9 protein-coding genes and 1 pseudogene are annotated in these 14,291 nt (G+C 42.7%); 3 read left to right on the top strand and 7 right to left on the bottom strand.

Going from position 1 to position 14,291, the window contains the following annotated elements; translation table 11 throughout:
* Positions 1 to 30 precede the first annotated feature (30 nt).
* The 4 genes from yciH to ABMY42_RS03860 all read right to left on the bottom strand — a co-directional run bounded on the left by yciH (position 31) and on the right by ABMY42_RS03860 (position 2,567).
* Positions 31 to 342: a stress response translation initiation inhibitor YciH gene (gene yciH, locus ABMY42_RS03875; RefSeq protein ID WP_009696673.1), complete on the bottom strand. Its 312-nt coding sequence runs from the start codon at positions 340 to 342 to the stop codon at positions 31 to 33.
* Positions 343 to 346: 4 nt separating this feature from the next.
* Positions 347 to 730, bottom strand: a complete 384-nt coding sequence (locus ABMY42_RS03870) for a DUF3319 domain-containing protein (RefSeq protein ID WP_005451794.1) — start codon at positions 728 to 730, stop codon at positions 347 to 349.
* A 128-nt stretch (positions 731 to 858) separates the two neighbouring features.
* A complete protein-coding gene (locus ABMY42_RS03865; protein ID WP_050903004.1) occupies positions 859 to 1,848 on the bottom strand; it encodes a D-alanine--D-alanine ligase in 990 nt (329 codons plus the stop codon).
* 149 nt (positions 1,849 to 1,997) lie between these two features.
* The gene (locus ABMY42_RS03860; RefSeq protein WP_005451792.1) at positions 1,998 to 2,567 is read right to left on the bottom strand and encodes an SPOR domain-containing protein; all 570 of its coding nucleotides are present in this window, start codon (positions 2,565 to 2,567) and stop codon (positions 1,998 to 2,000) included.
* A 236-nt stretch (positions 2,568 to 2,803) separates the two neighbouring features.
* On the opposite strand from ABMY42_RS03860, the gene ABMY42_RS03855 reads away from it, so the two are divergent.
* Both ABMY42_RS03855 and ABMY42_RS03850 read left to right on the top strand, forming a co-directional pair.
* Positions 2,804 to 5,443, top strand: a complete 2,640-nt coding sequence (locus tag ABMY42_RS03855) for a bifunctional acetate--CoA ligase family protein/GNAT family N-acetyltransferase (RefSeq protein ID WP_050934171.1) — start codon at positions 2,804 to 2,806, stop codon at positions 5,441 to 5,443.
* 358 nt (positions 5,444 to 5,801) lie between these two features.
* Positions 5,802 to 7,325 (top strand): annotated as a pseudogene (locus ABMY42_RS03850) (TonB-dependent receptor); the annotation flags it as partial.
* Between the two features lie 52 nt (positions 7,326 to 7,377).
* On the opposite strand, the gene ABMY42_RS03845 reads toward ABMY42_RS03850, so the two are convergent.
* Positions 7,378 to 8,265 (bottom strand): LysR family transcriptional regulator, encoded by an 888-nt coding sequence (locus ABMY42_RS03845; RefSeq protein WP_005451789.1) that lies wholly within the window; start codon positions 8,263 to 8,265, stop codon positions 7,378 to 7,380.
* Positions 8,266 to 8,501: 236 nt separating this feature from the next.
* Here ABMY42_RS03845 and ABMY42_RS03840 point away from each other — a divergent pair, with 236 nt between their 5' ends.
* Complete coding sequence (locus ABMY42_RS03840; RefSeq protein ID WP_349266000.1) at positions 8,502 to 10,673, top strand: TonB-dependent hemoglobin/transferrin/lactoferrin family receptor; 2,172 nt, start codon at positions 8,502 to 8,504, stop codon at positions 10,671 to 10,673.
* Positions 10,674 to 11,152: 479 nt separating this feature from the next.
* Here ABMY42_RS03840 and galE read toward each other — a convergent pair whose 3' ends face one another.
* Entirely contained in the window at positions 11,153 to 12,169 is a 1,017-nt protein-coding gene (gene galE, locus ABMY42_RS03835; RefSeq protein WP_005451787.1) for a UDP-glucose 4-epimerase GalE, read from the bottom strand.
* 54 nt (positions 12,170 to 12,223) lie between these two features.
* Entirely contained in the window at positions 12,224 to 14,182 is a 1,959-nt protein-coding gene (locus tag ABMY42_RS03830; protein WP_349265999.1) for a diguanylate cyclase, read from the bottom strand.
* Between the last annotated feature and the right edge of the window lie 109 nt (positions 14,183 to 14,291).

Raw genomic sequence — 14,291 nt, 5'->3', positions numbered from 1 at the left:
AGAAGCCCTCAAAGGGCTTCTTTTTTACTATTAACCGCCGGCTAACTTGACTGTCATGCCTTTCTTTTCAAGGTGCGCTTTAATCTTATCACGCGCATCTCCTTGAATTTCAATGCTTCCATCTTTCACTGAGCCACCACAGCCGCAAACTTTTTTCAGTTCAGCTGCCAGTAGCTTTAATGGCGCGTCATCCAAATCTAAACCAGTTACGATACAAACGCCTTTGCCTTTACGACCTTTAGTTTGGCGTTGAATGCGAACAATACCATCACCTTTAGGACGTTCGATCTTCTCTTCTTCAGGTTTGATTCGACCAGTTTCTGTTGAATATACGAGTGTCATATTCTTATTTCTTTTGTTGTTGAGCTTGTAGCGCTTTCTGTTTTGCAACTAAATACGCTTCGATGTGGCGCTGAATCGCAGCTTTGCCGCCTTTGATTAGTTTGCCATTGAACATACAATACCAAGCGTTTGGCTCGCCAGTGTCGTTCTTTATCGTGTAGCCGTTAAATATTTCAGTTTGTGGACTGTTAGTGCTTTGTGCGCGTTGACCTAAAGTTGCAAACTCTTTTGGATCAATAATAGACGCGGTATCGCACCACCAATCTATGCTCTTTTTTACCGCCGTCAAACTGCCTTGTAAAACGTGGTTTTTGATTTTTACCTTCCAAACGCTACCATCAGGTCCGCCTGATTGCAGGTTAAAACCTCTATAATTTGAAATTGCCATACCACTGAGCCATCTATTTAGTGCTTTTTTACAATCATAATTACAACTGAGCAATAATCAAACATTAATGTTGTTATATCGCTCAGTTATGCCTATTTCTACCACAAAACAAACGACGGTAACGTTATTTAGATTGCAGTATTAATACAATCTGCTAAAAACTCGTGGAACTTGTGACCGTTGTTCTGCAGCATTTTAGGGAACATAGAGATTGGAGTCATACCTGGGAAGGTGTTGACTTCATTCAGATAAATCTCATCATCTTCTGTTAAGAAGAAGTCAATGCGAGATAAGTGACGCAGATTCATCTGTTTAAAGACGGTTTCAGAAGCAATTTGAATCGCTTCAACTTGTTCTGCTGTTAAGTTCTTTGCTTCAACCTCTGTCAAAGAGTGGCTTGAGCTGCTGTACTTCTCATCATAAGAATAAAACGCGCCATCTGGAGCAATGACCTCTCCGGGCTTAGTAATGAACAGTTGACCATTCATTTCGTACGCTGCGACTTCTAGCTCACGCGGCTTCACAGACTTTTCAACTAAAACTTGCTCAGAGTAGCCAAATGCATCGTTAACGGCTTGAATTACACCACCCCTTTCAGTGACACTGTAACAGCCAACAGATGAACCTTGTCGTGCAGCTTTGACAAAAACTTTACCCCATTTATCAAACGCTTGTAATGCTTGCGCATGAGCTTGCTCGTCGTTACGAGTCAAGAATAAGTAAGGTGTATTTGGGATGCCAATCGCGTCGTACCATAGTTTCGAAGTAATTTTGTTGAAGCTGTTACTGCTTGCTTCTGGTCCACAACCTAAATATGGAATGCCTGCGATTTCGAACATAGACTGGATATCACCGGTTTCGCCAGGAAAACCATGGATACAAGGGACAATGAAATCGACTTCTAAGCTTAAGTTGTCAGAACACAATTTTTTGGTGTTGAGATCTAAGTAAACCAACTCACCTTGGTTAGTCACCCAACCTTCATTTTTAATTTCTACACGCGTAACGTTCACGTTTTCGACGAGGTTTAGCTGCTGCTCAACAAAATTAGCAGATAACAGTGAAATTTCGTGCTCAGAAGAGCCGCCACCGCATAGTAAAAGGATATTTTTAATCATGAATCAATCTTTCCGTGATCTCCAAAAGATACTATTCAGTATGATAAACCTTTGAGTAGTAACGTACAGTTATTTTACTGTGAGGAATGCTGTTCGAATAGGATTTGACCAAAAAAGAAGGGAGCATTTCGCTCCCTTCTCTTCGTTAATTAATTTAGCTTATTAAGCGTAGGATATGCCGAGTTCTTAATGGCATCGATACTCTTCACAAATGGCTTAAGCTGTTGAAAATGACCAGGCAGAGAAGAAATTGCCTGCTTTGCTTCTGCACTTGTTGCGTAGTCACCGTAAAGTACCGAGAACCACTTAGTACCGTTCACTACTTTGTAGTTTTCCCAAATTGGCTGACCATTTTGAGGAAGCTGGCGAGCGAACTGATCCACTTTAGCTTGGCTTCCAACCGCGACAACTTGAATGGTATAACCAAAACGCTGGATACCCGCTTGTTTCTTGCTTGGCGGTACGATCTTAACTGGCTTTACCTGCTCTTTCGGTGTCAGCTTAACTACCTTTTTCTCTTCAGGCTTCGCAGTCATTTTAACAACTGTTGGTTCTACGTCTTTCTCTACTACAGCGCTTTCAGACGACATAATAGGTTTTGAAACTGAAGGAGTTTGGTAGTCCTCACGGTAGCTTTCTGAGGTTACATCTGTAATGTAAGTTTCCGAAGCACAAGCAGAAAGCAGTACTGATAAGCCGATGATTGCGATTTTTTTCATGGAGTAACAAACGCTCTAAATAAATATTACGATAAATCATGCCGATAGCAGGTCATTTTATCAAGCACCAAACACAATAAACTGTGATTTTCATGTGATGAGTGACACAAACTCTGTACGCTTGGCTCACTTTTGAGCCAATGTCTGCTTTGTCCATATTTAAAGAGATGCTTATTCGTTTATGATTGTATGAGGAGTGACCAACCGTTCTAGGCGTAAGAGGCCAAGGAGAAAGAATGAATAAATTACAAAAACTCTTCAAACCTAATTCTGTTGCGGTAATCGGCGCCTCTCAAAAAGAGTTACGCGCAGGACAAATAGTAATGCGGAATCTTCTTCAGAGCGGGTTCGGTGGTGCAATCATGCCCGTGACACCGAAATATAAGTCTGTATCTGGTGTTATCGCATACCCTAACGTAGCCTCCCTGCCCTATACCCCAGATATCGCCATTCTTTGTACGAATGTGTCACGTAATAAACAACTACTTGTTGAATTGGATCAGCGCGGCACGGAGTTTGCCATCGTCATTTCAGATGACGTTGAAAGTATTGATTTCTCTGACCTAAACATAAGAGTCTTAGGACCAAATAGCCTCGGGATAATTCTTCCTTGGCATAACTTCAACTGCTCCTTTTCTCCCGTGGCAGCGCAACCGGGTAAAATTGCGTTCATCTCTCAATCCGCTGCAGTGTGTACCACGGTTCTTGATTGGGCAAACGACAAGAATATTGGTTTTTCTTCTTTTATCTCAATCGGTCAAGGGCAAGACATCGACTTTGCAGAACTGCTTGATTATTTAAGCATGGATGCAAAGACCGAAGCCATTCTTCTTTATGTTGATTCAATTAAAGATGCTCGACGCTTTATGTCAGCAGCACGTGCAGCGTCACGAAACCGTCGTATCTTGGTTCTCAAAGCTGGTAGGTCATCACAAGCTCGCCCATTTAGCGATGGCAACACTGATTCATTGGATGTTATCTACGATTCTGCGATAAGAAGAACGGGTATGCTGCGTGTGGGTAATACGCACGAGTTATTTGCGGCAGTAGAAACGTTGACACATTCGGTTCCGCTTCGAGGCGAACGCCTAGCTATCGTAACCAATGGCGGCGGTCCTGCAATCATGGCAGTCGATACTCTATTTGAAAGAGGCGGCAAGCTCGCAACGTTAAATGAAGAGTCTGTCGAACAACTAAAGTCCGCATTGCCTGTTAGTTGGCGTGGTGTTAACCCTATTGATCTTGCAGGAGATGCAACAAAGAAACGTTATGTCGATACCATAAACGCGCTGATGAACGGAGACTGCGCTGATGCCATCTTAATAATGCATAGCCCTTCAGCGGTGTCGGATTCATTAGAAACCGCGAACGCTGTGATTGAAGCAATTCAAGCTCATCCCCGACATAAGCATTTCAATATATTAACCAATTGGTCTGGTGAGCAGACATCGAGAGAGGCTCGGCTAGCCTTTACACGTGCGGGCATTCCAACTTATAGAACACCTGAAAGTGCTGTCGTTGCTTACATGCATTTGGTCGAATACCGACGAAATCAAAAACAATTGATGGAAACTCCAACAACCGCTGAACCTTTACACTCCGGTAGCGTGAGTTCAGCTCGTGAATGGGTAAACGAACAATTACTGGACAAACAAACAGTAATGCTGGATACGCATCAAACCAGCCCTTTGTTTGAACAGTTTGGCTTTAATATTCTTCCGACTTGGATCGCTTCTGAAGTTACTGAAGCGGTCCATATGGCGGAAAATATTGGCTACCCGGTCGCGGTAAAGCTTCGCTCTCCCGATATTCCTCATAAGTCTGATGTACATGGTGTTGCACTCAATTTGCGTAATAGCCAAGAGGTATCTAGCGCCGCGCAAGCCATTCTCGACACCGCAAAGCTGAGCTATCCAGCGGCGAACCTACAAGGGTTGTTGGTCCAAGGAATGGCGAAACTAGGTAGCGCTGAGGAGCTCAGAATTAGCATCGCGGTTGATAAAGTATTCGGTCCAGTGATTTTGCTCGGACAAGGAGGCTCAGATTGGAACATCACTCAAGATGCGGTTGCGGCATTGCCACCACTGAATATGAACCTAGCTCGTTATTTAGTGGTAATTGCGTTGAAATCAGGGAAAGTTCGCTTGCAAAAGCATAAAGACGCGATTGATGTGAACGAACTGTCAAAGTTTCTGGTTCGCATATCTCAAATGGCGGTTGAACTACCAGAAATAGAAAGCCTGGATATACATCCAGTATTGGTATCAGGTAGTGAATTAACCATAATCGACGCAGACGTGACACTCAAAAAGTACCATGGAGATGCGCAGGAACGCTTAGCTATTCGTCCTTTCCCCGCAGAGTTTGTTGAGACAGTGACATTACGTGACGGGCAACCTATTCTGTTGCGCCCAATTCTTCCTGAGGATGAGCCAATTCACGCTCAATTTATAAATAGCGTATCTAAAGAAGACCTCTACAATCGGTTTTTCTCCGATGTTGGGGAGTTTAATCATGAGGCGCTTGCAAATTTAACTCAAATTGATTACGACCGTGAAATGGCATTTGTTGCTGTTGCCTTTGATGATAATGGACCTTCCATTATTGGTGTATCTCGAGCTCTGATAACACCGGATAATAGTGATGCAGAGTTTGCGATTTTGGTCCGATCAGATTTAAAGGGTAAAGGTCTGGGCAAAGTACTGATGCAAAAAATCATTAGTTACTGCCAAGCAAAAGGCACCAAGCAGATTTCCGGAATGACAATGCCAACCAATCGAGGCATGCTGTCACTCGCACAAAGTTTAGGATTTGAGTTGGACGTACAATTTGCAGATGGCACTGCAGATATGGTGTTACCACTCAAACGAAAATGATGTCTGATAAAGCAAAGATTTGGGCTGTAAGTTTTCAGCCCTACCTATTATCCTAACTTCAGACTTTGTTGGATAACCTGAGTAAACATTTCATAAAATAATAAACCAATCGCAAATCATGCATAACTACCGCCATGACCCATGCACCACAACAATACGTAAACACCATTAAATCACACTGGCGCATGCCTACTTTTTCATCAAACTGCAATTTACGTGACCGACATCTCATTTGCTAATTTTATAGAACTTATCGTCGAGCTTATGTCATAAAAAGCTATCCTGTTGAATTTTATGCACTAAATACAAAAAGGTCATTTCTCTGACATACCTAACAACCACTTTAGTGATAACAATAATAGCACTTGCAAACAAAACCGGGGACCTTGAGTCTTTAGTTGCTTACACTCGCCGTGATGGTAGCGAGCTTGATAACTTTGGTGATTTAGCGGATGCCGATACCTTTGCCAATAACCTTTTAGTGAAATTACAATATCAGTTAAACGAAGCAAATAGACTTGAATTTAACGGTAACTACATTCGCAATGAAGGTGATGGCATTCAATCATATGATGGCTACACGGATGGACGAAGCGAAGATACAACTGAACAATATCAAGTCGGTATTAAGCATATTTGGGATGCTCAAGCATCAATTGCTGACACATTAACGTGGCAACTAGATTACTTAAGTAAAGACGAAACTGGCATAACACATCGTGTCAAAGGCTTGAACAATCAACGCAAAGATTACACCTACAGCGATGAAGGCTTCCAGTTCGACATGCAGTTAGATAAGTACCTAACGCTTGGTAGCACTGAACATTACATTGTTTATGGTGCGTCTTACTTAGATAAAGACATTAAGAACATAAACAAAGAGTTCAATAGCGCTGGGACGGATAAAGAGATCTTCTACATCCCTTCGGCAAGTGAACGTCGTTACGGAGTCTTCCTACAAGACGAGATTACCGTCGGCAACTTCATCATTACTCCTGGTGTTCGTTATGACTCATTCGAAACCGATCCTGGCAACGCTAGCGACAACCCAAGTGGTAACCCTGATAACGAATACAAAAAGTTCTCTGACTCCGCGTTTACTGCTCGTTTAGGCACGATCTACAAACTAAACGAACAACACCGTTTGTTTGCCCAGATAAGCCAAGGTTTCCGCGCACCTGATTTTCAAGAGCTGTATTACTCGTTTGGTAACCCGATGCACGGTTACATAAACAAACCAAACCCAGACTTGAAAGCAGAAGAAAGTATTTCTTATGAGTTTGGCTGGCGCCACAACAACGACATCTCAAGTAGTGAAGTCGCGGTATTCTACAGTGACTACGATAACTTTATCGAGCGAAAACAAGTTTCAGGCAGCTTTATTCCAGGTATCGACCCTGCGGTTTACCAATCCGTGAACATTGGTAAAGCAACAATTAAAGGTATTGAATTTTCCAACCAACTGTCTTGGGATAAGTTCATGCCAGTAAAAGGTTTTAGTTCTCGAGTTGCTGAAGCCTACATTGAAGGTGAAGACGGAAACAACGATCCATTAAACAGTGTTAACCCATGGAATCTAGTTGCTGGCTTCAACTACGACTCTGAACAGAACTGGGGTTCTTCACTAACGGTTAACTACACTGCGTCGAAAGACAGCAGTGATATCAATGGTGATGACATCCTACCAATTTCTTCAGCAACCGTTGTTGACGTAACTGCATACTACAAGCCAATTAAAGATCTCACCCTGCGAGCGGGAGTATTTAATGTGGCAGACGAAGAATACTACAGTTGGAATGATGTAAGCGGAATGAAAACTGAGAATAAAGACCTAACACAAGCTGGCCGTAACTGGGCTATTACAGCGAAGTACGAATTTTAGTTATCAACACACTTCTTAACGAAAAATCCCAGCATCATATGCTGGGATTTTTTTATTTGAGACGCCAATTTTTCTTAAGGTATTGTACGCACCAAGATTTGGCTTCGCCCATCGTATTTCTGCGCCACGCTAAAATAATATCAATTGGCTGTTCTTCCGTACCTTCAATGCGTTTAAGAACGCCACTCTCAATTAAAGGTTCCGCGATTTGACTTGGTAGCGTCCCAATACCTAACCCGGAAGTTAGTGCTTCCACTTTGGCAGGGAAATTGGTCACTGTGAGTCTTGGCTGTTTTTGCATTACATTGATTGATAGCGCTGGCTGCTCTCTTGCCGTATCAGCAATCGCAATAACGCGATATTTTTCTCGGGCATTGTCATCAAACGCCCCACTTCGCTTATGCACATAATGATCAGAAGCGGCGACCCAAACCATACTCATTTTACCAATTTTTTCGGCCTTAACATCTTGCGGAAGTGTATCGAGAGCCGGACATATCAATAAGTCTGCCCTTCCGGTATTTAGCGACTCCCAACTTCCCGCAAGAATCTCTTCTTGTAACCTCACCCTTGTACTACTCACGTTAGATAGCGCATCTACCATTGGGAAGAAATTTGAAATAGGAATAATTCCATCAAAAGCCACCGTAATATCAAGTTCCCAACCATTGGCCAGGAGCGTTGCATCATTAACAAGCTTCTCACTAGCTTGCAGAATTGCCCTACCACGCTCAAGAATCAACTTCCCGGCTTCTGTGAAATGTGCTTTGTGACCTGAACGATCGAAAATGATGATATCGAGATCTTGTTCCAGTTTCTGAATTTGATAGCTAAGCGAAGAAGGCGCGCGATCTAATTCGTTCGCAGCAGCAGCAAAACTTCCTCTTCTATCAATAGCATCCAAGATATGAAGTGCTTCTAAAGTGATTGGGCTCTGCACTATAGCTCCCTATTTGCGTGATTTAAATCACAGTAGTGGTATTTAAAAATTTATACTAGAAAATGACTTTAAACAATATAACAGATTGATAAATAAAGACTAGGTTGCGCATAGCACAAATTTCCATTGACAAAAATAACACCAAATAACAATAGTAATGATAGTAATTACCATTTGTATAAACTAAGATACCGCACGTTGTTATTGCCTATTATGGATTTAAGGTATTGAAGCCAATGTATAAAAAATCAACTTTGTCAGCCTCTATTCTCATTGCCCTATCACAAGGCGCATACGCAGAAGAAAGCTCAACTTTCAATGAAGTTGTCGTCTCTGCAACTCGTACCGAACAAAACGTTAATGATGTTTCAGCTTCAGTTGAGACCGTATCGTCAAAAGATATTGACCGCACACTTTCAAAGAACCTTTATGATGCCGTTCAATATACCCCTGGTGTGGAAGCAACGACTTCCGGTCGTTTTGGCATTTCGGGCTTTAACATTCGCGGCATGGAAGGCGACCGTGTGAAAGTTGTGATTGATGGCGTTCAGCAAGTTACTCCTTTCAATCCAGGTGGCGGTGCGGTTCAAGCAATTTATCCGAACGCGATTGAACTCGACACACTGACCAGTATAGAGATTAACAAGGGTCCATCCTCTACCCTATATGGTTCTGACGCAGTGGGTGGCGTTGTTGTTCTTAAGACAAAAGATCCTTCAGACGTTCTAAAAACTGACGGTGACGAGACTCGTTTTGGCATTAAATCGAGCTACTTCTCTGCAGACGAACAATTCAAGAACACGTTAACTTGGGCAATGCGCCGTGGCAAGTTTGAAACACTATTGATGGGAACTTACTCTACCGGCAGCGAGCTTGAAACCTACGGTGATGGTTCCGACATTGATGGTTCAGCACGCGGGCTTCAGAACCCAGCAGACAAAGATCTAAATAACATTTTGGCAAAAGCTTATTACAACATTAACGATGTCAACAAACTCGGCTTTGTCTTCGAGCGCTATAACTACAACTACGATGAAAACGATCGTCGTGGCAACTACACACTTAATTTTGGTCCAAGACCTGGCGTTACTTATGCTAACGCAAAAGCTAGTGATGACATGACACGTACGCGTTATGGCGTAAACTACGAACTCACTAAAGCAAATGCAGCTTTCGACTCAATGAAATTAGACCTTAACTATCAGGTCACAGAGAGCGAAAACTCTAACTTCGCTAATGTCACTGACCATTTAGGTTACATTGGCTATAACGGGGATCGCACTCGCCTACGTCAAGCTGAAGACGAGTCACTTCAGTTTGATGCTCAGTTCGACAAGGTAATCACAACCGGAAATGCAATTCACGAACTGACCTACGGTCTAAATTCTGTGGTGACAGATTTTAGTCTAACGAATGTGGATATTTACCACGACAATGGGACTAGTAAACCTGGCTCAACGACAATCCCTGATGCCACCGTCACCGAATGGGGTATTTTCCTTCAAGACAATGCATTCTTACTTAACGATACACTAGTACTAAATGCGGGCATCCGTTACGATTCATTTGAAGCGGATCCAACATCTGACGCAGGCTTTACTACCGAACGAGGTAAGAACAGTAATGACGCATTTACTGGGAAACTGGGCGCGGTTTACCACCTTAACGACAAACTAAGTACTTTTGCCCAAATCAGTCAGGGCTTTAAGGCACCTACAGTTGAGCAGCTTTACTATGAATACGACACTGGTGCTGAATTCGTTCCTAACCCAGATTTAGAAGCCGAGAAAAGCCTTTCTTACGAAATTGGCTTCCGTGGTCAAAACAACTTTGCGCAGTTTGAACTCACAGGCTTTATCACTCAGTACAAAGACTTTATCGACTCAGAAGAACTACCAAAAATCGATCCAAATAAAGACCGATTCACGATCGTAAACCGAGATGAAGTCGACATTTCTGGTGTTGAATTTAGTTCTACACTTTTGCTAGATGAAGCTTTTGACGCCCCTAAAGGTATGTACACGAGAGTATCTGTGACATACCTAGATGGTGAAGATAAAACAACAGGTAAAGCACTAGATAGTGTCGCTCCTTTGTCTTCTGTACTTGGTTTAGGTTACGACAACGTCGAGCATCATTTTGGTGGTCTTGCGTCTCTTAAGCTTGCAGCTAAGAAAGACGACTGGTCTAGTGATGACCAAATTGATTCGGCAGGTTACGGTGTAATGGACTTAACCGCATATTACATGCCTATCAAAGACCTAACGCTGACAGCAGGCTTGTTCAATGCATTTGATAAGAAATACTGGACATACCAAGATGTTCGCGGTCTCGAAAGTACGGACAACAAAGACTTCCATAGCTTACCGGGTCGTAACTGGGCAATTTCTGTAGATTACCAGTTCTAAGTGACATCAATTTATAAAACTGTTCGTAAAGCACCCGCTTAGTTGGGTGCTTTTTTGTTTTTCCACTTTCAAACAAAGCTAACTATCTGCAGTGGCATCGTGAAAATGATTGATAAATGAGTCATAAACGAAGAACTTGCGCTACAAAAACAAAAAAGCCAGCAATATGCTGACTTTTTTTACGCGTTTTCATTTCAAAAATGTTAAGAAAAGAATGAAAAATGAAAACTTACTGCTTTGCCATCTCTTTTTTCACCATGATTGCTGCAGCCACGATGAAAGCGATGATTAGACCAAGTTCCATGAACTACCCCGATAGTCTTAAGAAAATTTACGACCTAAATTAAGAGTCGGACATAGTTTAGCAGTTCTATTTATCTAAGCTACCTTTTAACCAGTAATTTACGAATTTTTCCGATTTAGATCAAAAAAGGCGCAGAAGTGCGCCTTTTTGTTATTAATATGTAAAACTTGATTTTTTAAGCGTCAGGGTAACCTTGAGGGTTATTTGACTGCCAACGCCAAGTATCACCTGTCATTTCTTCTAACGTGCGCTCAGCCTTCCAACCAAGTTCGTTTGCAGCTTTTGAAGGGTCAGCCCAACATTCCGCGATATCACCAGGGCGGCGATCAACTAACTTAAACGGCACTTCTTTGCCTGATGCGTTTTCAAATGCTTTAACCATTTCAAGAACGCTATAACCATTACCGGTACCAAGGTTGTAAATATGCAGGCCAGCTTTATTGCCAACTTTTTCAAGAGCGGCTACATGACCATCAGATAGGTCCATTACATGGATGTAGTCACGCACACCAGTACCGTCTTTTGTTGGGTAGTCACTACCAAACACAGATAAAAACTCACGACGACCTACTGCGACTTGCGAGACAAAAGGCATTAGGTTGTTTGGGATGCCTTGAGGATCTTCACCTAGCTCACCCGTTGGATGAGAACCAACAGGGTTGAAGTAGCGGAGAAGCGTAATACTCCAATCTGGGTTCGCTTTTTGGAAGTCTGTTAGACACTCTTCAACCATTAACTTACTACGGCCGTAAGGGTTAGTTGCGCTAGTTGGGAAGTCTTCAGTGATAGGCACAGATGCAGGATCACCATATACTGTCGCTGAAGAACTAAATACGATGGATTTAACTCCTGCTTCACGCATAGCATCAACAAGCACTAGCGTACCATTAACGTTGTTATCGTAGTACTCAAGCGGTTTTTCTACCGACTCGCCCACTGCTTTTAAACCGGCGAAGTGAATAACAGCTTCAATGTTGTGCGCTCTCATTGCTTCAACAAGCGCGGCTTTGTCGCGGATGTCCGCTTCAATAAACTCAGGTCTTGCACCACAAACCTTTTCAATGCGCTCAAGCACTGTAGGTTTGCTGTTGTATAGGTTATCAAGGATCACTGGCGTCATACCAGCTTCGATCATTTGAATACAAGTGTGGCTGCCAATGTAGCCCATACCACCCGTAACAAGTACTTTCATGTTATATATCCTTCTGACGCGAATCAGGCTAGTCTAAAGGTTTTTAGCCCACAGTTAAACAGTCTCTGGGGATTCGCAACCCATTAAAATTGCTTGACCTTTACCTGCTTTCTTAGCTTGGTACATTGCTGTATCGGCACTCTTAAGAATACGCGTTGCGTCACGCTCGTTAACGCCAACCAGTTTCACACCAATGCTCACGCCAACTTTGAGCAGGGAGCCTCGGTATTCAATTGGAGAGCAAACCGTTTCAAGTAACTGTTCTGCAATCCTTGTTACGACCTTCTGATTTGCTGGGTTGACCAACATGACAAATTCATCTCCCGATAAACGAGCAATCAAATCGCTATGTCGAGTTGCCGCAGCCATCCGGTCTGCCACTTGTTTGAGCACTTCGTCACCTGCATCATGACCATAAGTGTCATTGATATTCTTAAAGCCATCTAAATCCAAGTAAAGTACCGCGAATTCGTCGCGCAAATAGCCTGATCTTTGTACCAATTCTTCGAGCTCTAGGTGGAACTTAGAACGATTTGCCAACCCGGTTAAGGCGTCGTGATGTGCAAGATACTCCAAACGCTCCATCTCTTTTGCACTTGATAGGTCGGTTAGAATGATGACCATGTCATAAGTGTTTTGGTCATCGCTCTTGTTAATGCAATTAACCTTTGCAAACATTGGAACGAGTTGACCTAGATGGTTCTTCTCAATCACTTCTCCTTGCCACATACCATAGTTTTCAATAGATTCTTGAATGCTCGGCATCATAGCTTGTAGCTTTCTCCAGCGAATTGATTTGATGAACGGCTTACCCACTAATTGGTCAGCTTCTACACCGACGAGCTTCGTCACTGCTGGATTAACCATGGTAATAATACCTTGGTGGTTCAACACCACTAAGCCATCTTGACTGCTTTCAAATACACGACCCGCTACTCTTTGGCGATTCATTGCCTCTTCAATCTCGGTGATGTCCTGAATTACGAAAAGCATATAGCCGTTTTTCGCTAAGCGTCGGCTGGTTAAACTTAGCTGTTGCTTCCCTTCACCACTTTCCAGGTGGATATCATCACATTCAAGCCCTCGGCTTAGTATTTGTCCAAGCTCGTTTGGCGTCTTGGTCTGGATTAGATCGCAAATGTTTGCCGTTTCTATCCCTTGGTAAGTATGTTCAAAAATACGTTGCGTAGCAGTATTACAATGAATCACTCTCCCTAAGTTGTCCGTGACTATTAACGAATCCTGAATAGAATCAATCACTTCTTCGGCGAACCCCTTACGGCGCTCTAGCACTTCCAAGCTATGTTTGCGCTGCTTTTCAAGTCGCTGCTGTTTTTCAACCATAAAGTTGAAAGAAGCGACCAATGCACCGACCTCGTCTTTTGATTTATGGTGAATCCTTCCACTAAGGTGATGCCCGTTAGCTAAATCTTGCAACGCTCGATTGACTTCCTCTATGGGACGAAGAACTCGTCGTTCAACCCCAAAGTAGAACATAACTCCACCAGCTAAAAGAATGACTAAGAACAGCCCACCGTCTTGTAGCAATGCATCTCGTACTTCGAACAATGGAATTCGTGACAACGTCACCCTAATCGATCCGATGACTTGTCCTTCGTGAATAATAGGCTCAAAAACGTACAGAAAGTGTGCAGATAGTGCGTATCCTACTTCATGCAGACGACTTCGCTCTTTAACTGTCGGCGAAGGTGCAGCAAAGCCATCCAAAGCAAATACAGCAAATGGATTATTGTCTTTGTCGTAAAGCTTTACGCGTGATACGTTTGGCTTCTTAAGCAGATCAGCCAAAATGGTTTGCGCTTTTGGTTTGTTCTTTGTTGCAAGCGCATCTTTAATTGAGTGAGAAGCATCATTGATCAGAACTTTGGTCTGTTCGACCAGTTCATGTTTGGCGGACTGATAAGTGTTATATGACGTGTAACTTTGAGATGTAACAAAGATGACCGTGATGAAAGCGAGAATCGGCCATATTAGCTTTGCTCGTAATGACATATATATTCCTGTCGCAGAAAGCAATCAAAATAACGAAAGGATTGCTATGCAAACTATCACACAAAAAAGAAGAGCCAAGACTAACACGACAAATCTTGAAATGAAGCCG

Source organism: Vibrio sp. SSH13-20 (assembly GCF_040104475.1).
Classification (GTDB): domain Bacteria; phylum Pseudomonadota; class Gammaproteobacteria; order Enterobacterales; family Vibrionaceae; genus Vibrio; species Vibrio harveyi.
Note: the sequence above shows the minus strand (reverse complement) of the source record. Positions and strands in the feature narration are given on the sequence as shown.